The organism is Streptomyces sp. NPDC048639 (genome assembly GCF_043199075.1).
In the GTDB taxonomy this organism is placed as follows: Bacteria; Actinomycetota; Actinomycetes; order Streptomycetales; family Streptomycetaceae; genus Streptomyces.
Genome location: NZ_JBICVP010000017.1, coordinates 1 through 23,447 on the forward strand (window position 1 = coordinate 1; position 23,447 = coordinate 23,447).

General features: G+C 72.1%; 9 protein-coding genes. 4 read left to right on the top strand and 5 right to left on the bottom strand.

Features of this window, described 5'->3' with window-relative positions:
- Together ACGFNH_RS31945 and ACGFNH_RS31950 are read right to left on the bottom strand one after the other, a co-directional pair.
- Positions 1-2,528 (bottom strand): type I polyketide synthase (locus tag ACGFNH_RS31945; RefSeq protein ID WP_393659775.1); only part of this gene is annotated, 2,528 nt, incomplete at its 3' end.
- A 141-nt stretch (positions 2,529-2,669) separates the two neighbouring features.
- Complete coding sequence (locus ACGFNH_RS31950; protein WP_393659777.1) at positions 2,670-14,648, bottom strand: SDR family NAD(P)-dependent oxidoreductase; 11,979 nt, start codon at positions 14,646-14,648, stop codon at positions 2,670-2,672.
- 392 nt (positions 14,649-15,040) lie between these two features.
- Between ACGFNH_RS31950 and ACGFNH_RS31955 the strand changes: the two genes are divergently transcribed.
- A complete protein-coding gene (locus ACGFNH_RS31955) occupies positions 15,041-16,216 on the top strand; it encodes a cytochrome P450 (protein WP_393659779.1) in 1,176 nt (391 codons plus the stop codon).
- Between the two features lie 40 nt (positions 16,217-16,256).
- Positions 16,257-17,471, top strand: coding sequence for a cytochrome P450 (locus ACGFNH_RS31960; protein WP_393659781.1), 1,215 nt, complete (start codon positions 16,257-16,259; stop codon positions 17,469-17,471).
- 82 nt (positions 17,472-17,553) lie between these two features.
- Here the strand turns inward: ACGFNH_RS31960 and ACGFNH_RS31965 are convergent, their stop codons facing one another.
- Entirely contained in the window at positions 17,554-19,149 is a 1,596-nt protein-coding gene (locus ACGFNH_RS31965) for an ArnT family glycosyltransferase (RefSeq protein WP_393659783.1), read from the bottom strand.
- A gap of 395 nt (positions 19,150-19,544) precedes the next feature.
- Between ACGFNH_RS31965 and ACGFNH_RS31970 the strand changes: the two genes are divergently transcribed.
- Together ACGFNH_RS31970 and ACGFNH_RS31975 are read left to right on the top strand one after the other, a co-directional pair.
- On the top strand, positions 19,545-20,462 hold the full coding sequence (locus ACGFNH_RS31970) for an ATP-binding cassette domain-containing protein (RefSeq protein ID WP_393659785.1): 918 nt from the start codon (positions 19,545-19,547) through the stop codon (positions 20,460-20,462).
- Positions 20,459-21,700 (top strand): ABC transporter permease, encoded by a 1,242-nt coding sequence (locus tag ACGFNH_RS31975; RefSeq protein WP_393659787.1) that lies wholly within the window; start codon positions 20,459-20,461, stop codon positions 21,698-21,700. The genes ACGFNH_RS31970 and ACGFNH_RS31975 overlap by 4 nt, the downstream gene beginning before the upstream one ends.
- A gap of 194 nt (positions 21,701-21,894) precedes the next feature.
- On the opposite strand, the gene ACGFNH_RS31980 is transcribed toward ACGFNH_RS31975, so the two are convergent.
- Both ACGFNH_RS31980 and ACGFNH_RS31985 read right to left on the bottom strand, forming a co-directional pair.
- Positions 21,895-22,542 carry a nitroreductase family protein gene (locus tag ACGFNH_RS31980; RefSeq protein WP_393659789.1) on the bottom strand — a complete coding sequence of 216 codons (648 nt, stop codon included), beginning with the start codon at positions 22,540-22,542 and terminating at the stop codon, positions 21,895-21,897.
- Positions 22,539-23,438, bottom strand: a complete 900-nt coding sequence (locus tag ACGFNH_RS31985) for a hypothetical protein (protein ID WP_393659791.1) — start codon at positions 23,436-23,438, stop codon at positions 22,539-22,541. The genes ACGFNH_RS31980 and ACGFNH_RS31985 overlap by 4 nt, the downstream gene beginning before the upstream one ends.
- Positions 23,439-23,447 lie beyond the last annotated feature (9 nt).

Consider the following 23,447-nt stretch of genomic DNA (forward strand, 5'->3'; position numbering starts at 1 on the left):
TCGTCCGCCACGGACTGCTGGGCGAGAGCGGTCAGGGTGCCGTCGGGGCCGAGTTCGAGGAAGCGGTGGACGCCCTGGCCGTCCATGGTGCGTACCGCGTCGGCGAAGCGGACGGTACGGCGGACGTGCTCCACCCAGTAGTCCGCCGAACACAGCTCCTCGCCACTGGCCACCTCCCCGGTGACGGTGGAGACGACCGGCAACCGCGGCTGCTCGTACGACAGACCCTCCGCGACCGCACGGAACTCGGCGAGCATCGGCTCCATCAACGGCGAATGGAAGGCGTGGCTGACGCGGAGGGTGTTCGTCCTACGGTCCTGGGCACGGAAGTTCTCCGCGATCTCCTGCACCGCATCCCGGTCACCGGAAATCACCACCGACCGCGGCCCGTTCACCGCAGCGAGTCCCACCCGGTCGTCGAGAAGCGGCTCGACCTCCTCCTCGGAAGCCTCCACCGCCACCATCGCCCCACCCTCGGGCAACGCCTGCATCAAACGGCCCCGCGCAACCACAAGACGGCAGGCGTCCTCCAGCGACCACACACCCGCCACATGAGCCGCCGCGATCTCCCCGATCGAATGACCCGCAAGCAGATCCGGCCGCACCCCCCACGACTCCAACAGCCGGAACAGCGCCACCTCCAGCGCGAACAACGCAGGCTGCGCAAACTCCGTACGATTCAGCAGATCGCCGTCCTCACCGAAGACGACCTCCCGCAGACCGAAGGGGAGTTCCGCGTCCACCGCATCGAAAGCCTCGGCGAAAACCGGGTACCTCTCGTACAACTCCCGGCCCATTCCCAGCCGCTGCGCACCCTGCCCCGCAAACAGGAACGCCGTACGACCACGGACCACCGCACCCCGCACCACCCGCGGATCCGCATCACCAGCCGCCAACGACACCAACCCGGAACGCAGTTCCGCAACATCCGAACCCACGACCACCGCACGGTCCTCGAACACCGACCGCGTCACCGCAAGCGAGAACCCCACATCGGCCACAGAAGACCCCGGCGACTCATCCAACGCCTCCAGCAACCGCCCCGCCTGCGCCCGCAAAGCCCCCTCACCCCGCGCCGACACCGGCCACACCACCACCGAGCCACCACCGGACCCCACAGGCCCCGCAGCCTCCTCGACCGCCCCCGCCTCCGCCCCCGCCTCCTCGAGAATCACATGCGCATTCGTGCCGGAGATGCCGAACGACGACACACCCGCCCGGCGCGGACGGTCGGCGGTCAGCGGCCAGTCCCGCGGTTCGGTCAGCAGGCTCACCTCGCCCGCCGGCCAGTCGACATGGGACGACGGCTCGTCGACATGAAGAGTGCGCGGCAGCGTCCCGTGACGCATCGCCAGCACCATCTTCATGACACCGGCCACGCCGGCCGCCGCCTGCGTGTGCCCGATGTTGGATTTCACGGAGCCCAGCCACAACGGCTGGTCCCGGTCGCGCCCGTACGTGGCGAGCAGCGCCTGGGCCTCGATCGGGTCACCCAGCGTCGTCCCGGTCCCGTGCGCCTCCACCGCATCCACGTCCGACGCCGACAATCCCGCATTCGCCAACGCCGAACGGATCACCTGCTGTTGGGACGGACCGTTGGGCGCGGTGAGGCCATTGGAAGCGCCGTCCTGGTTGACGGCGCTGCCGCGGACCACCGCCAGCACGCGGTGACCGTTCCGCCGCGCGTCCGACAACCGCTCCAGCAGCAGCAGACCCGCACCCTCGCCCCAACCCGTACCGTCCGCACCGTCCGCGAACGGCTTGCAGCGGCCGTCGGGGGCCATGCCGCCCTGGCGGCTGAACTCGACGAAGGCACCGGGGGTGGACATCACGGCGACACCACCCGCCAGCGCGAGCGAGCATTCCCCCGCGCGGAGGGCGTGCACCGCCAGGTGCAGTGCGACGAGGGACGAGGAGCAGGCCGTGTCCACCGTCACCGCCGGGCCCTCCAGGCCCAGGGTGTAGGAGACCCGACCGGAGACCACGCTGCCGGTGTTGCCGGTCAGGATGTGGCCCTCGACTCCCTCGGGGATCTGGCGCAGCCCGGATCCGTACTCCTGGTTGCTGCAGCCGACGAAGACACCGGTGCTGCTGCCGCGCAGGGCGGCGGGGGCGATGCCCGCGCGCTCCACGGTCTCCCAGGCGACCTCCAGCAGGAGCCGCTGCTGCGGGTCCATGGCCAGGGCCTCGCGGGGTGAGATGCCGAAGAAGTCGGCGTCGAAGCGGTCCGCCTCATGGACGAACCCGCCCTGGGCGGCGGCGCTGCCACCGCCGGTGTCGTCGTCCCGGAGCAGCGCGTCGAGGTCCCAGCCGCGGTCGGCGGGGAAGTCCGTCATGGCGTCCGTGCCGTCGGCGAGGAGCCGCCAGAAGTCCTCGGGGGTATCGGCTCCGCCCGGCCAGCGGCAGGCCAGGGAGACGATCGCGACCGGCTCGGTCATCACCTCCTGCAGCTGCTGGTTGTGCTTGCGCAGCCGTTCGTTCTCCCTGAGCGAGGCACGGAGGGCTTCGACGACTTTTTCGGAGGACATGCTCAGCTCCACACTTCGCGCTTCGTTGAAGAGGCAGGGCCGGACGTACGGCAGGGGGCGCGGGAGTTGGCGGGACCTGAGGACCGGCGAACGGCGCGGGACACGACGTGCGGGGGACGTGTGGGGCGGGGGCCCGGGCGCTCAGTCATCGGCGCCCAGGGCCATCCGGACGAGGTCGTCCACGTCCATGTCGTCCACGTCCCTGGTGGCGACGTCCTCATCGGTGTCCTCGTCCGTGATGGGGTCCGAGCCGTTGCGGGCGGCGGGGATGGCCGCCGGTGCCAGGTCCATCAGGGCGTCCAGCAGCCCGGATTCGCGGACCCTGCTGATCGGGATGGACGTCAGCAGCTTGCGGATGGTCGCTTCGTCGGGCTCACCCGCGGTGGCCGTCTTCGCTCCCGCTGCGGCCGGGCCGGGGTCGGTGCCGCCGCCGAAGTGCTCCCGGCAGAGGTGGTCGGCGAGCACGGCGGGGGTCGGGTAGTCGAAGACCAGGGTGGCGGGGAGCAGTACCCCGGTGGCGGCGTTCATCCGGTTGCGCAGTTCGACGGCGGTCAGCGAGTCGAAGCCGAGTTCCTTGAAGGACTGGTCGGGGTCGAGCCGGGCCGCTGAGGTGTGCCCGAGGACGGCGGCGACCTGGCGGCAGACCTCTTCGACGAGCCTGCGAAGCCGGTCGGCTATCCCGATCCCGGCCAGTTCGGCGGCGAGGCCCGCGCTGTCACCCGTACCGGGGCCCGGTACCGGGTCGCTGACGGTGCGCCGGGTGCGGGCCAGGCCGGTCAGCAGCGGGTGTACGGGGTCGTGGGCGCCGAGCCGGGCCGTGTCCACCGCCAGCGGCAACTGCACGGCGGCCGGCTGGTCGAGGGCCTCGGTGAACAGGGCCAGGCCCTCCTTCACGGTGAGCGGCGGCAGTCCGGCGCGCTCCATGCGGCGGACGTCGGCGTCGGTGAGGTCGCCTGTCATTCCGGTGGCCTGGGACCAGGGTCCCCAGGGCAGCGACAGTGCGGGCAGGCCCAGGGTGCGCCGGTGCTCGGCGAGTGCGTCGAGGAAGGCGTTGGCGGCGGCGTAGTTGCCCTGGCCGGGGGCGCCCAGGGTGCCGGCGACCGAGGAGAACAGGACGAACGCGCCCAGGTCGAGATGGCGGGTGAGGTCGTGCAGATGGGCGGCGCCGTCCAGCTTGGGGCGCAGTACGGCGTCCAGCCGCTCGGGGCTGAGCCGGTCCACGACGGTGTCGTCGAGGACGCCGGCGGCGTGGACGACGGCCGTCAGGGGGTGCTGGTCGGGGACGGAGGCGAGGAGCGCGGCCGTCTGCGCGCGGTCGGCGATGTCGGCGGCCTCGATCCGTACGTCGGCGCCCGACTCGGCCAGTTCGGCGGCGAGTTGGGCGGCGCCGGGCGCGTCCTGGCCGCGGCGTCCGGCGAGCAGCAGATGGCGTACCCCGTGCTCGGTGACCAGGTGGCGGGCCAGGAGGGCGCCGAGGCCGCCGGTGCCGCCGGTGATCAGGACGGTGCCGTCCGGGTCGAGGGGTGCGGGGACGGTCAGGACGACCTTGCCGATGTGGCGGGCCTGGGACATGTACCGGAAGGCTTCGGGTGCGTGGCGTACGTCCCACGGGGTGACGGGCAGGGGGGTGAGCACTCCGGCCTCGAACAGGTCGACGAGGGCGGTGAGCATCTCGCCGATGCGGTCGGGGCCGGCTTCGATGAGGTCGAACGCCTGGTACCGGACGCCGGGGTGCTGCGCCGCTACCTCCTCGGGGTCGCGGATGTCGGTCTTGCCCATCTCCAGGAAGTGTCCGCCGTGCTGCAGCAACCGCAGGGAGGAGTCGACGAACTCGCCCGCCAGGGAGTCCAGTACGAGGTCGACGCCGCGGCCGCCGGTCGCGGCGCGGAAGGCGTCCTCGAAGGCCAGGTCGCGGGAAGAGGCGATGTGTGCGTCGTCCAGTCCGGCCGCGCGCAGGGCGTCCCATTTGCCGGGCCCGGCCGTGGCGTACACCTCGGCACCGAGATGGCGGGCGAGTTGGGTGGCGGCCATGCCGACGCCGCCGGCCGCCGCGTGGACGAGGACGGACTGCTCCTCGGTGACTCCGCCGAGGTCGACGAGGGCGTAGTACGCGGTGAGGAAGACGATCGGGACGGTGGCCGCCTGGGCGAAGGTCCAGCCGTCGGGAATGCGGGCGACGGTGCGGGCGTCGGCCACCGCGACGGGTCCGTAGGCGGCGGGGAACATGCCCATGACGCGGTCGCCGACGGCGAATCCGGTGACACCGGGGCCGATCTCGGTGATGACGCCGGCACCTTCCAGGCCGAAGTCGCGGGCCGGGCCGGGGTACATGCCGAGCGCGTTGAGCACGTCGCGGAAGTTGACGCCCGCGGCGCGGACGGCGATCCGTATCTCGCCGTCGCCCAGGGCGCGTTCGGCCTCGGGTGCCGCGACGAGTTCGAGGCCGTCGAGGGTGCCCTTGCGGACCGTGTCGAGCCGCCAGGCACCCCTGGCCGAGGCGTGCGGCGGGCGCAGCGCGGCGTCCGGGTCGGTGCGGTCGATCCGTGGCAGGTGCACGGAGCCGGCGCGCAGGGCGAGTTGGGGGTCGGTGCCCGCGAGCGCGGCGGGCAGCGCGGCGAGTGAGGCGTCGACGCTGTCGGTGTCGAGGAGGACGAACCGGCCGGGGTGTTCGGACTGGGCGGAGCGGACCAGGCCCCAGGCCGCCGCCGCGGCGGGGTGGCGTACGCCGTGCCCGGCGGGTCCCTCCGGCATGATCGCCTCCCGGGTCACCAGCACCAGGCGGGTGGCGTCCAGGCTCCGCTCGGCCAGCAGGTGCCGTACGAAGGTGAGGGCCTGCTGTGCCGCCGCGTGCCCGGCCTGATCGAGGGCGCCGCTGTCGTGGGGTACGACGGCGAGGACGGTGCCGGGCGGGGCCGATGCGGGCTTTCCGGCACCGGTGATGAGGGCAGCGAGCTCGGTGGCTTCGGTGAGGTCGACGGACACGCCCGCGGCGGTGAGTTCGGCGGCGAACTCCCGCCCCGCGGCGTCGCCCAGGACCGTCAGGGCGTCCCGGCTCGGGGCGTCCGGGGCCTGCTGGTCGGCGGACCGGCCGTCGGCGCGTGACTGCGGCCGCCAGTCGAGCCGGAACAGGTCGCCCGATCCCCGGTGCGGCCGTGCGCGCATCCGCTCGGGATCGATCTCGCGCAGGGTGAGCGCGCCGATGGAGGCGACGGCCCGTCCGGTGGTGTCGGCGACGTCGAGGGCGACGGCGTCTCCGCCGCGGAGGCTGAGCCGGACGCGTACGGCGGTGGCGCCGGTGGCGTGCAGGGTCACGTCCCGCCAGGAGAACGGCAGTCGGCCCGGCGCGGAGTCGTCCATCGGCAGGTAGGCGGTGGCGTGCAGAGCGGCGTCCAGGAGCGCGGGGTGCATGCCGTAGTGGGGGGCGTCGGTGTGGGCCTGTTCCGGGAGGGTGACCTCGGCGTACACGTCGCCGTCGATCCGCCATGCCGCGCGCAGCCCCTGGAACACGGGACCGTAGCCGAACCCGGCCTCGGCGAGGCGGTCGTAGGTCTCGCCCACGGGCAGTTCTTCGGCGTCCGCGGGCGGCCAGGCGGCGAGCGGGGTGGCATCGGGCTCCGGGCGGGCGCCGGTGGCGAGGATGCCGTCGGCGTGCAGTGTCCAGGCCCGGTCGGGGGCGGCGTCGGCGGGACGGGAGTGCATACCGAGGGGGCGGTTGCCGTCGGCGTCCGGTGCTCCGAGGCGCAACTGCAGGGTGACGGGCTCGTCCTCGGCGAGCAGCAGCGGTTCGACCAGGGTCAGTTCGGCCACGCGGTCGCAGCCCACACGGTCGCCGGCGAGCAGGGCGAGATCGAGGTAGGCGGTGCCGGGCAGGACGGAGGTGCCACCGACGGCGTGGTCGGCCAGCCACGGCTGGTCCGGCAGGGAGAGCCGGCTGGTGAAGACGTGTCCGCCTGCGTCGGCGAGGTCGACGCGGGCGCCGAGCAGCGGATGTCCGGCCTCGGCGAGGCCAGCTGCGGCCAGGTCGCCCGGGCCGCGTCCTCCTGCGGCCGGCCAGTAGCGCTCCCGCTGGAACGGGTACGTCGGGAGGTCGACGACCGTGCCGGAACTCTGCGTCGCCGCGCTCCAGTCGACGTCGACGCCATGGGCGTGGGCACGGGCCAGACCCGCCAGCAGGCTGCCGGGTTCGTCCCGGCCGGGCCGCAGCAGCGCGATGGTGGGAGTGCCGGCGGGGTCGGCGAGGGCGTCGGCCGCCATCGCGGCCAGGGTGCCGTCGGGGCCGATCTCGAGGTACCGGCTGACACCGAGGTCCTCCAGCGTCCGTACGCCGTCGTGGAAGCGGACGGCGTGGCGCACATGGCGCACCCAGTAGTCGGGAGAGCCGAGCTCGTCGGCGGTGGCGGGCCGCCCGGTGAGGTCGGAGATGACGGGGATACGGGGCTCCTCGTATCGCACCGAGGCGGCGACCTTGCGGAAGTCCCCGAGCATGGGCTCCATGAGCGGCGAGTGGAAGGCGTGGCTGACGCGCAGCCGCTTGACACGCCGGCCGAGGCCCTCGACGTGGGCGGCGAGGTCGAGGACCGCGGCCTCCTCGCCGGAGACCACCACGGACCGAGGGCCGTTGACGGCGGCCACGCCCACCCGGTGGTCCCGGCCGTCCAGGAGCGGCAGCACCTCGTCCTCGGTGGCCTGGAGGGCGACCATGGCGCCGCCGGCGGGGAGGGCGTCCATCAGCCGGCCGCGGGCGGCGACCAGCGCGCAGGCGTCGGAGAGGGAGAGGACTCCGGCGGCGTGCACCGCCGCGAAGGAACCGATGGAGTGGCCGAGCACATGGCCGGGCGTCGCACCGAGGCTGCGGACGAGCCGGTAGAGGGCCACTTCCAGCGCGAACAGGGCGGGCTGGGCGTAACCCGTGCGGTCGAGCAGCCCGTCGGTGCCGTCGCCGAGGACCGCCTGATGCAGCGGGACGTCGAGTACGTCGGCGCCGAAGTGCGCGCACACCTCGTCGAAGGCTTCGGCGAAGGCCGGGAAGGCCGCGTACAACTCGGCTCCCATGCCCGGGCGTTGGGCACCTTGCCCGGTGAACAGGAACGCGGTGCTTCCGCCGCGCGCGGCGGCGCCGGGTTCATCGGTGCTCAGTTCGCCCGAGGCGAGACGGGCGAGGTCGGCGAGCAGGTCGTCGCGGCCGGCGCCGAGCAGCACCGCCCGGTGTTCGAACGCGGGCCGGGTGGTCGCCAGGGAGCGGCCGAGGTCGGCGACGGAGAGATCGGGGCGCCGGGCCACGTGGTCGAGCAGCCTCCCGGCCTGGGCGCGCAGCGCCTCGGGGGTACGGGCGGACAGCGGCCAGGCCGTGATCCCGTGTGCCGCCGCCGGGGCGGGGGCTGTCGCGGCCGGGGCGGGCGGTGCCTCTTCCAGGATCACATGGGCGTTGGTGCCGCTGAAGCCGAAGGAGGAGACCCCCGCGCGCCGTTGCCTGCTCTCGTCCTGCGGCCACGGCTGGGCCTCGGACAGCAGCCGTACGGCGCCGGAGGTCCAGTCGACGTGGGTCGAGGGACGGTCGGCGTGCAGGGTCCGCGGCAGTTCACCGTGACGCAGCGCCAGCACCGTCCTGATGACACCGGCGACTCCGGCGGCGGCCTGGGTGTGGCCGAGGTTGGACTTCACCGAGCCGAGCCACAGCGGCCTGTCACGGTCCTGGCCATAGGCGGCGAGGAGCGCCTGTGCCTCGATGGGGTCGCCGAGAACGGTGCCGGTGCCGTGCCCCTCGACGGCGTCGACATCGGCCGGGGTGAGCCCGGCGTCCGCCAGCGCGGCCCGGATCACCCGTTCCTGGGAAGGGCCGTTGGGGGCGGTCAGACCGTTGCTGGCGCCGTCGGAGTTGACGGCGCTGCCGCGGACCACGGCGAGTACCCGGTGCCCGTTGGCGCGGGCGTCGGAGAGCCGTTCCACCAGCAGCATCCCGGCGCCCTCGCCCCAGCCGGTACCGTCCGCGTCGTCCGCGTACGCCTTGCAGCGCCCGTCCGGTGCGAGGCCGCGCTGGCGGCTGAATTCCAGGAACGCCGCCGGGGTCGACATCACGGTGACGCCGCCCGCGAGCGCCAGGTCGCACTCGCCTGCGCGCAGCGCCCGCGAGGCCCAGTGCAGAGCGACGAGGGAGGAGGAGCAGGCGGTGTCGACGGTGACGGTGGGCCCCTCGAGACCGAGGGTGTAGGAGATGCGGCCGGAGACGACGCTGGCGGCATTTCCGGTGCCGAGGTAGCCGTCGACGTCCTCCGCCGAGGTGCGCAACAGGGCCGTGTAGTCCTGGCCGTTGGTGCCGGCGAAGACGCCCGTACGGGAGCCGCGCAGGCTCCGCGGGTCGACGCCCGCACGCTCCACGGCCTCCCAGCACACTTCGAGCAGCAGCCGCTGCTGGGGGTCCATCGCCAGCGCCTCGCGCGGCGATATCCCGAAGAAGGCGGGGTCGAACCGGTCGACGCCGTCCAGGAAGCCGCCGGTGCGGGCGTAGCTGGTGCCCTCGTTGGCGGGGTCCGGATGGTACAGGGACGCGAGGTCCCAGCCCCGGTCGTCGGGGAAGCCGGTCACGCCGTCGCTTCCGGAGGTGAGCAGGTCCCACAGCGACTCGGGCGTATCGGCACCTCCGGGAAGCCGGCAGGCCATGCCGACGATGGCGATGGGCTCGTCCGCGCCGGGGCCCGCGGCGAGGGCCGGGGTGGTGCCTGCTCGGGCCCGCGGGTCGCCGGCCGGAAGGGAGCGCAGCAGATGGCCGGCGAGCGCGGCCGGGGTGGGGTGGTCGAAGACGACGGTGGGCGTGAGCCGCAAACCGGTCCGGCGTTCCAGCGCGTTACGCAGGTCGACCGCGGTCAGCGAATCGAAGCCCAGGTCACGGAAGGCGCGTTCGGGGTCGGCGGGCGGACTGTCCGCGGCATGGCCGAGGACCGCGGCGATCTCCGCGAGGAGCAGGCGCAGGACGGCGGCCGGGCGCTCGGACTCCGGCAGCGCGGCGAGCGTACGGGCCAGCCGCCCGCCCGACCGTGCCGCGCCCGCGGTACGGCGTGCGGAGGCGACGGGGTCGCGCAGCAGGGCAGGGGTGGGAGTGGCGGCACGTGCGGCAGCCAGGTCCAGCCGGACCGGCAGCAGCACGGCCCGGTCCTGCGCCAGCGCAAGGTCGAGCAGGGCCAGGGCGTCCGCGGTGGGCAGGGGCGCGACGCCCGCGCGGGCCATCCGGGTGCGGTCGGCTTCGCCGAGCCCGGAGGTCATGCCGCTGTCATCGGCCCACATGCCCCAGCCGAGTGCGAACGCCGGCCGGCCCTGCGCGCGCAGTGAGGCGGCAAGCGCCTCCAGGAACGCGTTGGCTGCGGCGTAGTTGCCCTGGCCGGGACCACCGAGCCTGGCGGCGGCGGACGAGAACAGGACGAACGCCGACAGGTCCATGTCCTGTGTCAGCCGCTCCAGATGGACGGCTGCGTCGGCCTTGGGCCGCAGTACGGCCGAGACGCGCTGCGGGGTGAGCGCGGAGATCACCCCGTCGTCGATCACCCCGGCGGCGTGGAAGACGGCACCGAGCGGATGCTGCCGCGGTACGGCGCCCAGCAGCGCGGACAGGGCGGAGGGATCGGCGACGTCGCACGCGGCGGTCGTCACCTCCGCTCCGGCTTCCCCGAGCTCGGCGCGCAGTTCGGCGGCACCGGGGGCGTCCGGGCCGCGACGGCTCGCGAGCAGCAGATGGCGTACTCCGTGCTCAACGACCAGGTGCCGGGCGATGGCTACCGCGACGGTGCCACCCGCGCCGGTGATCAGCACGGTCCGCTCCGGATCGAGAACGGGCGCGGCGGACCCGTCCGGGAGGTGCCGGGTGAGGCGGGGGGCGTACGTACGGCCTGCGCGCAGGGCGATCTCCGTCTCCTCCCCGTCCACCGCGTCGGCGACGGCGGCGAGGAGGACCTCCGCGTCCGAGCCGGACTCCGGCGTGGTGTCCGTGCCCGTGTACGTGTACGTGTCCGGGTCCGTGTACGTGTCCGCGGCGGTGCCGTTGGCGGTTCCGGAGCCGGTGTCGGTGTCGGTGTCGGTGTCCACGAGCAGGAAGCGCCCCGGGTTCTCCGACTGGGCCGAGCGCACCAGACCGCGTACGGCTGCGGCAGCGAGGTCGGCGACCGGCTCACCCGGCCGGATCGCCACCGCGTTCCGCGTGACCAGGACCAGCCGCGCGTCGGCCGTCCGCTCGTCGGCCTGCCAGCGTTGCAGCGCCTCCAGAGCCGCGGTGGCCGACTCGTGTGCGGCGGCGGGCAGGTCCGCATCGCCGCCCCGACAGGACACGAGGACCAGTTCCGGTACGGCGGCGTCCGCGGCCTCGATGGCGGTGAGGAACCCGTCCAGGTCCGGATAGCGGTCGGCGTCCGCGGGAGCGGGTACGGGACCCACAACGGCCACCGGCGGGCGACGCACGGGCCGTGCGGTGGTGGGCAGTTCGGCCCATTCGACGGCGAACAGGTCGTCACTCGACGGGCCCGCGGCGGGCAGGGACAGCTCGGCGGCCGGGGTGAGGCCGACCGCGCCCACGGAGGCGACCGAGGCACCCGACTCGTCGGCCAGGTCCAGCGACAGCCCACCATCGGGCAACGCTCGCATCCGGACCCGCAGCACCTCCGCGGAGGCGGCGTACAGGGTGCAGTCCCTCCACGTCACGGCGAAGCCGCCGGAGTGCCCGAGCGCGGGGGCCAGATGCAGAGCCGCGTCCAGCAGTACCGGGTGCAGCGCGACCCGCAGGGCGTCTGCCCGGAACTCCTCCGGTACGGCGACCTCGGCGCACACCTCTTCCCCGGTCCGCCACACGGCGGTGAGACCACGGAAGGCCGGGCCGTGGTCCAGCCCCCGCTCCCGCAACGCCTCGTAGATCTCGTCGACTTCGTCGGCGTCGAGCGCCTGGGCGCCGGGCGGCGGCCATGTCCCGTCCCGCTCGTCCTGCCGCGGGTGGATCGCCGTGGCATCGGCCGGAGCAAGCACACCGCGCGCGTTGCAGATCCAGGGCCGGTCGGACTCGTCCTCGCCGACCGCCGCGGCGACGCCGGTCGTGGCCGGCCGGGAGTAGCAGGCGAACGGCCTGACGCCGTCCTCCCCCGGGCCGTCGAGCACGGCCTGGATCTCCACGGGCGCACGGCCGTCGAGGACGAGGGGCTGCTCCTGGCCGAGTTCGACGAGATGGTCGCAGCCGACCCGGCCGCCGAGATGCAGGGCGAAGTCGAGGTACGCGGCCGTGGGCAGCACGACCGCCCCGGCCACGGTGTGGTCGGCCAGCCACGGGTGGGCACCGGTCGAGAGCACGGTGGTGGAGAGCACGGCCGAGGAGTCCGCCAGGGTCACCGCGGCACCGAGCAGCGGATGCCCCGCTCCACGCCGCCCGCCCCCGGGGACGGGGTCGAGCCAGAACCGGCGCTGCTGGAAGGCGTAGGTGGGGAGGTCGACGCTGCGGGCGCCGGGGAAGAGCGCGGACCAGTCCGGGCTCTGCCCACGCACATGCAGGGCACCGACGGCCGCGAGCAGGCTTTCCGCCTCCGACCCGTCCTTGCGCAACGCGGGCACCAGAATGCGACGGTCGTCGTCGAGCAGGGTCCGGGCGAGAGCGGTGAGGGTGCCGTCGGGACCGAGTTCGACGAACCGGGTCGCCTTGCTCTCCGCGAGGGTGCGGACGGCGTCGGCGTACCGGACCGTCCGGCGGACGTGGTCCACCCAGTACTCCGGCGAGCACAACTCCTCTGCCGTCGCGGCTTCACCGGTGACCGTGGACACGACGGGCAGGCGCGGCTGCTCGTACGACAGACCCTCCGCCACCGCACGGAACTCGGCGAGCATCGGCTCCATCAACGGCGAATGGAACGCATGACTCACCCGCAGGAACGTCACCTTGCGGTCCTGGGCACGGAAGTTCTCCGCGATCTCCTCCACCGCATCCCGGTCACCCGAAATCACCACCGACCGCGGCCCGTTCACCGCGGCAAGACCCACCCGGTCATGCAGAAGCGGCTCCACCTCCTCCTCGGAAGCCTCCACCGCCACCATCGCCCCACCCTCGGGCAACGCCTGCATCAAACGACCCCGCGCCACCACAAGACGGCAGGCGTCGGGCAGCGACCACACACCCGCCACATGAGCCGCCGCGATCTCACCGATCGAATGACCCGCAAGCAGATCCGGCCGGACCCCCCACGACTCCAACAACCGGAACAGCGCCACCTCCAGCGCGAACAACGCAGGCTGCGCAGACTCCGTACGACTCAGCCGCTCCGCATCCTCACCGAAGACGACCTCCCGCAGACCGAAGGGGAGTTCCGCGTCCACCGCATCGAAAGCCTCGGCGAAAACCGGGTACCTCTCGTACAACTCCCGGCCCATCCCCAGCCGCTGCGCACCCTGCCCCGCAAACAGGAACGCCGTACGACCACGGACCACCGCACCCCGCACCACCCGCGGATCCGCATCACCAGCCGCCAACGACACCAACCCGGAACGCAGTTCCGCAACATCCGAACCCACGACCACCGCACGGTCCTCGAACACCGACCGCGTCACCGCAAGCGAGAACCCCACATCGGCCACAGAAGACCCCGGCGACTCATCCAACGCCTCCAGCAACCGCCCCGCCTGCGCCCGCAAAGCCCCCTCACCCCGCGCCGACACCGGCCACACCACCACCGAGCCACCACCGGACCCCACAGGCCCCGCAGCCTCCTCGACCGCCCCCGCCTCCGCCCCCGCCTCCTCGAGAATCACATGCGCATTCGTGCCGCTGACACCGAAGGCGGAGATACCCGCAGACCGCGTACGGCCTTCCGTCTGCGGCCATGCCTGGGGTTCGGTGAGCAGGTTCACCCGCCCCGCCGACCAGTCGACGTGGGCGGAGGGGGCATCGACATGGAGAGTGCGCGGCAGCGTCCCGTGCTGCATCGCCATGACCATCTTGATCACGCCGCCGACCCCGGCGGCGGCCTGCGTGTGACCGATGTTGGACTTCAACGAGCCCAGCCACAGGGGGCGTTCGCGGTCGCGCCCGTACGTGGCGAGCAGCGCCTGGGCCTCGATCGGGTCACCCAGCGTCGTCCCGGTCCCGTGCGCCTCCACCGCATCCACGTCCGACGCCGACACCCCGGCACTTCCCAACGCGGCACGGATCACACGCTGTTGGGACGGACCGTTCGGTGCGGTGAGGCCACTGCTGGCGCCGTCCTGGTTGACGGCGCTGCCGCGGACCACCGCCAGCACACGGTGACCGTTCCGCCGCGCGTCCGACAGCCGCTCCAGCAGCAGCAGACCCGCACCCTCGCCCCAACCCGTACCGTCCGCGCCGTCCGCGAAGGACTTGCAGCGGCCGTCGGGGGCGAGCCCGCGCTGCCGGCTGAACTCGGTGAAGGTGACCGGGGTGGACATCACGGCGACACCGCCGGCCAGGGCGAGCGAGCACTCCCCCGCCCGCAGTGCCCGGCAGGCCAGGTGCAGCGCGACGAGGGACGAGGAGCAGGCCGTGTCCACGGTGACCGCCGGGCCCTCCAGGCCCAGGGTGTAGGAGACCCGACCGGAGGCGATGCTGCCCGCGCTGCCGTTGCCGATGAAGCCCTCCAGGCCCGGCGGCGGCACGTCGAAGCGGGAGCCGTAGTCGTTGTACATGACGCCGACGAAGACACCGGTGGGGCTGGAGCGCAGCGCACTCGGGTCCAGGCCTGCCCGTTCCAGGGCCTCCCAGGAGATTTCCAGGAGAAGCCGCTGCTGCGGGTCGGTGCCGAGGGCTTCGCGCGGCGACATGCCGAAGAAGTCGGGGTCGAAGTCGGCGGCGTCGTGCAGGAAGCCGCCCTCGCGGGTGTAGCAGGTGTCGGGGTGCTCGGGGTCCGGGTGGTACAGGGAGTCGACGTCCCAGCCGCGGTCCTCCGGGAAGGGCGTGATGGCGTCGGTGCCGTCGGCGACGAGCCGCCACAGATCCTCGGGGGTGCGGACGTCGCCCGGGTAGCGGCAGGCCATGGAGACGATCGCGATCGGTTCGCGGTCCCTGGCCTCCAGCTCGCGTACGCGGGTGGTCGTGCGATGCAGGTCGGCGGTGACCCGCTTCAGATAGTCCCGCAGGCGATCTTCGCTCACAGCTCGCCCCTCAGGCTCGGGTCCCGCACTACGACGGGCGTGGCCGGGGGCAGGCCCGCTGCGCTCGGAACGGTCAACAACACCGGATCTCCTCAGGCTCGGGACAACCCACGCACTCCGCATGGCGTCTCGAACACCTCGAACCCGGTCAAGTCTGGGGGCGCCCGCGTGGTCATCGGCCGCTTGACCTCCGACTCTGAAAAATCCCCTAGTAGCCCCACGGGCGCGTAGGGGTGGCCGGGCACCGGCAAATCCCTAGAGTTGCGCGCGATTTCTGGCCTTCGCTTCACCGGGCGTGCTGCGCTGGGGCCGCTCCCGGCCTGCCTCCTGTGCGGCCTGCCCGAAGAAGGGGGTCCCCAATGACCGCCGTGCCCGCTCCACCGACTCCTGACGTGTCCGCTCCCCCCGAGGTGGGACTCGACGGGGGTGCGACGCTGTTGGCCTGGCTGCGGCGCATGCGGGACGAGCAGCCGGTGTGGCGTGATCCGGCCGGTCGTGTCCACGTGTTCCGGCACGAGGACATCCAGCGGATCACCGCCGATCCGGCGCTCTTCTCCTCGGACACCGTGAGCCGGCTGTCGGGCGGTGAGCGCCAGCCGCCCGGCGGCACGCTGCTCCTGCTGGACCCACCCCGGCACGGCAAGTTGCGGAGGCTGGTGAGCAAGGTCTTCACCGCGAAGATGATCACCGAGCTGGCTCCGCGGATCACCGATGTCGCCACTGAGCTCCTCGACGGCCTGGACGGCAGCGACCGCTTCGACCTGGTCGACGCCTTCGCCAATCCGCTGCCGGTCATCGTGATCTCCTCCCTGCTCGGTGTGCCGCCCTCCGACCGCCCGCTGTTCCAGGTGTGGGCCGACAGCCTTCTGACCGTGGACTGGGAGACGCCGGAGGGCGCCGAGGTTCTCGGCAGGACCGTGCAGGAGCTGGACGCCTATCTGCGGCAGCACGTCGCCGAGCGGCGTGCCCGCGAGCACGACGACCTGATGAGCCTGCTGGTGCGGGCCGAGGTCGACGGGGAGAGCCTGAACGACGACGACGTGGTGAGCTTCGCCGCGCTGCTGCTGCTCGCGGGCCATGTCACCACCGCCGTACTCCTCGGCAACATGCTGCTGACGCTGGATCTGGAAGAGGGACTGCAGAACCGGTTGCGCGCGGACCGCGGGGCGATCGCGCCGTTCACCGAAGAGGTGCTGCGCTGCCGGCCGCCGTTCCTGAAGATCGAACGCGTGCCGACGTCCTCCGTGGAGATCGCCGGGGAGAGGGTGCAGGAGAACACGATGATGTTCCTCTGGCTGCTGTCCGCCAATCGCGACGAGCGCGTCTTCTCCGAGCCCGACCGGTTCCTGCCGGGCCGGCCCAACGCCAAACAGCTCGCCTTCGGGCATGGCATCCACTACTGCCTGGGCGCCCCGCTCGCCCGCATGGAGGGACAGATCGCGCTCAATCTGATGCTCGACCGCTACGCGGACATCCGGGTCGACCACGACAGCCCGCTGTCCTATTTCGACAACCGCGTCAACGTCTTCGGTCTTCGGCAGCTGCCGCTCATGGTCCGGCGGGCCTGACCGGCGCAACCGGGCGACGAACCGACCAGACGGAGGATTCATGGCCTACCAGCCGAAACCACCAGTGATACCGACCGACCGCACCTGCCCCTTCGACCCCGACCCGGAGTACCGCCGGCTGCGCGAGGAAGAGCCGATCAGCCCGGTCACGTTCGACATCGCGCCGGGCCGCGACGACGGCTGGCTGGTCACGCGGCACGAGGACGTGCGGGCCATCATGACCGACCCGCGGTTCAGCCACAGGGCCGAGTTGCTGGCGCTCGTGGCCTCGCCGCCGTTCGAGGTGGAGAACTACGACCCGCAGCCGTCGGGTCCGGGCTCCTTCGTCCGGATGGACGCGCCGGACCACACGCACTACCGCCGCCTGCTGACCGGCTTCTTCACCGTCCGAAAGATCCAGGAGTACGAGCCGACGCTGGCCGGGATCATCGACGACGTGCTGGAGGAGATGGCCGGGCTGGAGCCGCCGGTGGACCTGCTGCCGGCGTTCATTCAGAAGGTCGTCTACCGCTCCGTGCACTCGGTGATGGGCGTGCCGGAGGAGGACATCGCCGAGCTCGACAAGCACTTCTCGGCGATCATGCGGATCGATTACACGGTCGAGGAGTTCATCGAGCACAACACCGCGCTGGACCAGACGCTGGCGCGCATCGTGAAGGATCTGTTCGCCGAGCCCAATGACAAGCTGCTCGGCAAGTTGGTGAAGACCGGTGAACTGACCGAGCAGGAGCTGGCGAACATCTCCTGGATCACCATCGGCGGCGCGCTGGACACCACCCCGAACATGCTGGGCCTCGGCACCTTCGCGCTGCTGCAGCATCCGGAGCAACTGAAGAAGATCCGCACGCGGCCGGAGCTGATGGAGCGGGCGGTGGAGGAGCTGCTGCGCTACCTGACGATCTCTCATATGGGTGCGAGCCGGGTCGCGTTGGAGGATGTGGAGATCGGCGGCAGGACCATCGAGGCCGGGCAGACCGTGGTGCTGTCGCTGCCTGCCGCCAACCGGGATCCGGATCAGTTCGAGGATCCGGAGTCGTTCGACGTCACCCGGCCCTCCCGACGCCACCTCGCCTTCGGTTTCGGCATCCATCAGTGCCTGGGGCAGCATCTGGCCCGGGCGACCCTGCGCATCGGCTTCCAGAAGCTGTTCGACCGTTTCCCGGACCTCCGGCTGGCCGTCGAGCCGAAGGAGATCCCCCTGCGCGACAAGGCCATGCACTACGGCGTGTACGCGCTCCCCGTGACCTGGGGGTGAGCGCGCACACGTGTGCCGGCCGCGGGCCGTCCCGGCGAGGGACGGCCCGCAGTCCTGTTCACGGATGCGACCCGCAGTCCTGTCAGGGTTTCGAGGAGTCGCTCGCCGAGTCGGCGTTCAGGTGGGAGAAGCGGGGCCACAGGGTGCGCCACGGCCGCCGCTCGCCCTCGCAGACCCATATCGGGGCGCCCCAGTTGAGGTTCCGCACGTCGTGCCGGTTGGTGACCGTGCCGCGCTTGCGCACGCTCGTGAAGAACTGCCGCAGATAGCGGGCGTCGCCCCCGACGAAGACCACGGGCGCGGTGTCGTCGGCCGGGCGGCGCAGATACCAGTAGCCGCGGTGGCCGCTGTAGGGCCGCGGCAGGCCGAGCGCCGGGCCGTACCGGTCCAGGGCTCCCGCCTGGTCGTACCGGTCGGTGATCAGCAGGGCCCGCCGGCGCTTGTCGGCGGGCAGTTCCCGGTAGACGCGCGCCACGGAGGCCGCCAGGTCGGGCCAGCCCACGCTCTCCTTGGCCAGCCCGTCCCCCTTGGGCTCGGCGAGCCGCTGGACCGGATAGATGGGCAGCAATTGGACGGCCAGGGCCGCCGAGGCCACATACGGCACGACGGCCGCCCAGGCGCGCGGGCGGGTGGGGCGCAGCCGCTGCAGTCCCGTGGCGGCCGCCGCCCACAGGACGGCGAAGAGCCCGGCGACGTAGTACGGCCGCCCGTGGACGGCGAGGTAGACGGCGCACAGCCCGGCGAAGGTCAGTCCGAGAAACCGGTAGGGCCGCACCTCCCGGGCGGCGAGCAGCCGCCACAGCCCGTAGCAGAGCAGTACGGCGCCGACCAGGCCGGCGGTCGTGAGCACGGTGGGCAGGAACCGGGCCTGGCCGCCCTCCTCCGCCGCGACCTCCTGGGAGATGACCTTGGTCATGGCCAGTTGGGGCCAGTCGTTGCGGGCCTGCCAGAGAAGGCCGGGCACCGCGGTGAGCAGGGCACCGGCCGCCGACACCCACAGCAGGGGGCGGCGCAGCAGGTCCCTGGGACCGGCAAGCACCACGGCCACCAGCAGCACGGCCCAGAAAGCGGCGCTGAGGAACTTGATCTGGAGAGAGAGCGCGGCGGTCAGGCCGATGAGGACCAGCAACCGGTCCTGCCGGGTGCGCACCCATCGCACCAGCAGCCAGGTGGTGAGCGTCGTGAGGAAGATGTCCAGGGTGGCGGTGATGAGCAAATGGCCCATCTGCAGCATGACGGGTGAGACGGCGTACGCGCCCGCGGTGGCGAGCTGGGCGGGCCGTCTGCCGCCCAGCTCGCGGGCGATCAGAGCCGCGGTCAGCACGCCGAGTGCTGTCGCGGCTGCGGCCGGTGCCCGCAGCCACACCAGCGAGCCGTTGGAGGCGGTGTCGATCGCGTGGGCGAGCAGCGGCAGCAGCGGCGGCTGGTCGGCGTAGCCCCAGGCGGGATGGCGGCCCGCCACGAGAAAGTACAGCTCGTCGCTGAAGTATCCGAAGCGGTCGGCGGTGAGCAGCAGCAGCGCTGCGGTCGCGCAGGCCAACACGGCCACGGGCAGCAGGGCCAAGGGCGGGAGCGGGCCCGTACGCGGGGCGGCGGGGGCCCGTGGATGCACGGCGGCCCCGGGTCGGCCGGGTCCTCCGTCGCGGTTCACGGCCTCGTCCCGGGCTGTGGGGGCCATCGTGTCGTCCTCGATCCTGTCGCTCGGCGGCGGAAGGTCTCCACGGATCTCTGATGGACGAAACGTACGACCGCCGGCCGGCGCCCGAGCGGTGCTACCCCGTTCCCCGAAGCAGAGTAGGGGCGATTCCCTAGTCTTCGACGCCTGTGATGGCCGTCGCAGCGGCGCCTGTGCTGGTGTGGAGTACCGAACCGCCGAAGAGCGCCACCCGCTCCCGACCCTGTTCGGCCTTCTGCCGGCCGCCGGCGGTCGGACGCGGGCGGAGGGCCCGGGCCCCCGGCCCGGTCCGGCCCGATCCTCAACCGATCACGGAAAGACGACAGTCGAGTGATGGACCTTCAGTACATCCGCGGCGGGGCCGGAACACGGCTCCGCCCGATCAGGACGGTCACGACATGACGGCGGCGATCATCGCGGACGGCGTCCGGAAGCGGTACGGGGACATCCAGGCCGTCGACGGGGTCTCGCTGAACATCGAGAAGGGCGAGTTCTACGGCATTCTGGGCCCCAACGGCGCGGGGAAGACCACCACTCTGGAGATTCTGGAGGGCGTCCGCGAGCCCGACGAGGGCCGGATCGAGGTGTTCGGCAACAGTCCCTGGCCGCGCAACCCCGAGCTGCTCACGCGGATCGGAGTGCAGTTCCAGGCGTCGTCCTTCTTCGACAAGCTGACCACGCGGGAGACCATCCGCCTCTTCGCGTCCTTCTACCGGGTCGGGGGCCGCCAGGCGGACGCGATGCTGGAGCGTGTCGGCCTCACCGAGTTCGGGAAGATCCCGGCGGACAAGCTCTCCGGCGGCCAGGCACAGCGGCTGTCCATCGCCTGCGGCCTGGTGCACGACCCGGAGATCGTCTTTCTGGACGAGCCCACCGCCGGACTGGACCCGCAGGCCCGCCGCAATCTGTGGGACCTGCTGCGCATGGTCAACCAGGAGGGCCGCACGGTCGTCCTCACCACGCACTACATGGACGAGGCGGAGATGCTCTGCGACCGGGTGTCGGTCATGGAGCACGGCAAGGTGCTCAGGACCGGCCCCCCGGCCGCCCTGATCCGCGAACTCGACGACATGGTGCGGGTGACCGTGGAGTCGGGACTCGTCCAGCCCGACGCCATGCGGGAGTTGCTGGAGTCGGCCGGTGTCGGGGGCGTCACCGTCGAGGACGACGGGGTGTCGTTGTCGGTCGCCACCCGTACGCCGGGGCCCGTGCTCTCGATCCTGGCCGACCAGGGAGCCCTGCGCGGCCTGGAGGTACGCGGCGCCACCCTGGAGGACGTCTTCCTCCAGCTGACCGGACGGGAGTACCGCGCGTGAGCACGGAAGAGACCACGCAGGACCGGAGTACGGTGCGGCAGGACCGTGGTGCGGAGAAGCCGGACCGGAGCCGGGCGCTCCCGCAGGCCCCGCCTCTGGACCTGCCTCCGTCTCCGCCCCCGAAGCCCTCCGGGCACAAGCACCGCCGTGAACGCGGGGGCAAGGCCGAGCGACTGAGCCCGGTCCGCGAGTTGTCCCGGGCGATGATTCTCAGCGTGCTGCGGGACAAGGGCACGATCTTCTTCCTGCTGATCTTCCCGATCCTGTTCCTGCTGTTGTTCGGCTCACTGTTCAAGAGCACCGGCAGCTCGCACATCAAGGTGGCCCAGGTCGGCCAGGTGCAGGTGCTCGACTCGCTCGACAAGTCCCAGCAGAAGCAGTTGGACAAGGCCGCCTCGGTCACCAAGGTGAGCAGCGAGTCGGCCGCGCTGGAGAAGGTGCGCAACGGCGACTACGACGCCCTGGTCGAACAGGACGGCGACACCGTCATCCTGCGGTACAGCGCCGCCGACTCCGTGAAGGGCGCATCCGCCCGCGCGACGCTCAACGCGGTGCTGGACAAGGCGAATCTGGCGGTGACGGGCGAGTCGCCCAAGTACTCGCTCAGGGCGGGCCAGGTCGAGGACGAGTCGGTCAAGCCGATCCAGTATCTGACTCCCGGCCTGATGGGCTGGGCGGTCGCCTCCAGCGCGGTGTTCAGCACGTCGCTGACGCTGGTGACGCTGCGCCGCAAGAAGATCCTCCAGCGGATGCGGTTGTCTCCGATCCGGGCCTGGGAAGTGGTCGCCGCACGTATCTCCATGACCATGATCATGGCGCTCTCGCAGACGGCCCTGTTCCTGCTGGTGGCGACGATGCCGTACTTCGGTCTGAAGCTCACGGGCGACTGGTGGCTGGTGGTGCCGCTGGTCATGTGCGGAACGCTGTCCCTGATGGCGCTGGGTCTTCTGATCGGCTCGGTCACCAAGACCGAGGAGTCCGCCGGCGGTCTCGCCCAACTCCTGGTGCTGCCGATGTCGTTCCTGTCCGGGTCGTTCTTCTCGCTGGACAACGCACCGGACTGGGTCCAGGGAGTCTCGTACATGATGCCGTTGCGCTATCTGGTGACGGGCAGCGAGGCCGTGCTCAGCCGGGGCGGCGGTGTGACGGACATCCTGCCCACCATGGGCGGGATGCTGGCCTTCACCGCAGTGGTCACCGCACTGACGTTGCGCTTCTTCAAGTGGAACGACACCTGACGGGCCGTTGCCCCGGGAAGCCGGGCACCGGGACCGAAGCCCTTCGCCGATACGCGGCGGAGGGCTTCGGTCTCACCGTGTGCCGACGACGTCTCCCCGTCGTCGAGGCGGTCTCACCGTCCCCGGTGACGGGGGATGCCGACGGATGCCGACGGATGCCGACGGGGGTCAACGCCCGGGCATGTCCGTGCAGTTCAGCTCTCACCCTGCCAGCCGTTGACGTGCAGCACCTCGTCCAGCGGCAGCCGGGGCCCGGCCCGGAAGGTGGTGCGCAGCGGGTACGCCGTCGGCAGCAGTGCGCCCTGGCGGACGGTGGGAGGGAGTCCGAGCAGCTCGGCGACGTCCCGCTCACGGTCGAGGTGGACGGTCGTCCAAGCGGTGACCAGGCCGCGGCTGCGGGCGGCGAGCGCGTAGCTCCAGGCCGCGGGCAGCAGTGACGCCCACAGGCCGGCCTGGTTGCCCTCCGGCAGCCGCTCGCCCGCCAGTTGGAGACAGGGAATCACCAGGACCGGCACACGGTGCAGCCGGTCGGCCAGATATTTGGCGCCGGTGATCATGCGGCGGGTCTTCTCGGGAGCCTCGTCGAGCTTTTCGAGTGCGGAGGCGTTGCGGGCGTGGAAGGCCGCCCGGTACACCTCCGCTACATCGCCGCGGACCCGCGGGTCGGTGAGGACCAGCCAGCGCCAGTTCTGGCGATTGTTGCCGTTCGGCGCCTGGAGTGCCATGCGGAGGCAGTCCTCGACCAGCTCCGGGTCCACCTCCCGTTCCAGGTCGAGACCGCGCCGCACGGTACGGGTGGTGGTCAGCAACTCCTCGCACGTCAGGGGGGATTCGGCGGTCATGGCAGCACCACCGCCCAGGCGATCAGGGCCAGATGGCTGCCCAGGACGAAGCCCATCGCCGCCGGCAGGGGCCAGCCGCCCCGGCGCGCGGACAGGAAACGCCAGGTGCCCCAGACCGGCAGGGCCGCCATCAGGCAGGGCAGCAGCCCGAGGGGGCTGTCGGCACCGAAGAGCACGACCTCGCAGATCACCGCGCCGGCAGCGAGGCCCGCGGCGACGGCCGCGCTGCCTCTTGCGCCCAGGTCCTGCGAGTACAGGTGCGCGCCCGGGTCGTCCTCCCAGGCGGTCTTGCGCGCGAACTCGAAGTGGAGGAACACGCAGGCGCACAGCGCCAGAAGCGGCACCGCACGCCAGTCGGCGGTGACCGTTCCGGATGCGGCCGCCGACAGGTATACGTAGAGGCCGAGCATGATCTGCACCGGGTAGGTGACCGCGAGGTTGAGCAGCTGCCGCTCGGCCACGGCTGCCGACAGGCGCTCCAGAGCCACGAGCAGGAGTCCGTAGCCGAGGGCGAGCAGGATCAGCAGGACGGCCGTTGGGGACAGTACGGCGTTCAGGAGCGCCACCACGACCGTGATCGCGGCCATGCCGCCCCGGAGTTCGGCGACCGTGATGGCGCCGGTGACCAGCGGGCGGTCCGGATGGTGCACCCGGTCGTACGCGAAGTCCTTCTGCTCGTCCAGCATCCGCAGGAACAGCAGCGCCAGGACGACGCTGACCACCCGTATCCAAGTACCGCCGGACGGCCTCCAGGCCGTGCCCGACAGCGCCACCGCCGAGCCTTCCAGCGCGAGGACCCACAGCAGTCCGTACGTGACGTAGATGTGGGGCCGGAACATGCGCAGCACGAACCGGCCCAGCCGGGCGGGCACCCTGGGGAGGGCGACGGTGGTCACGGACGGCCC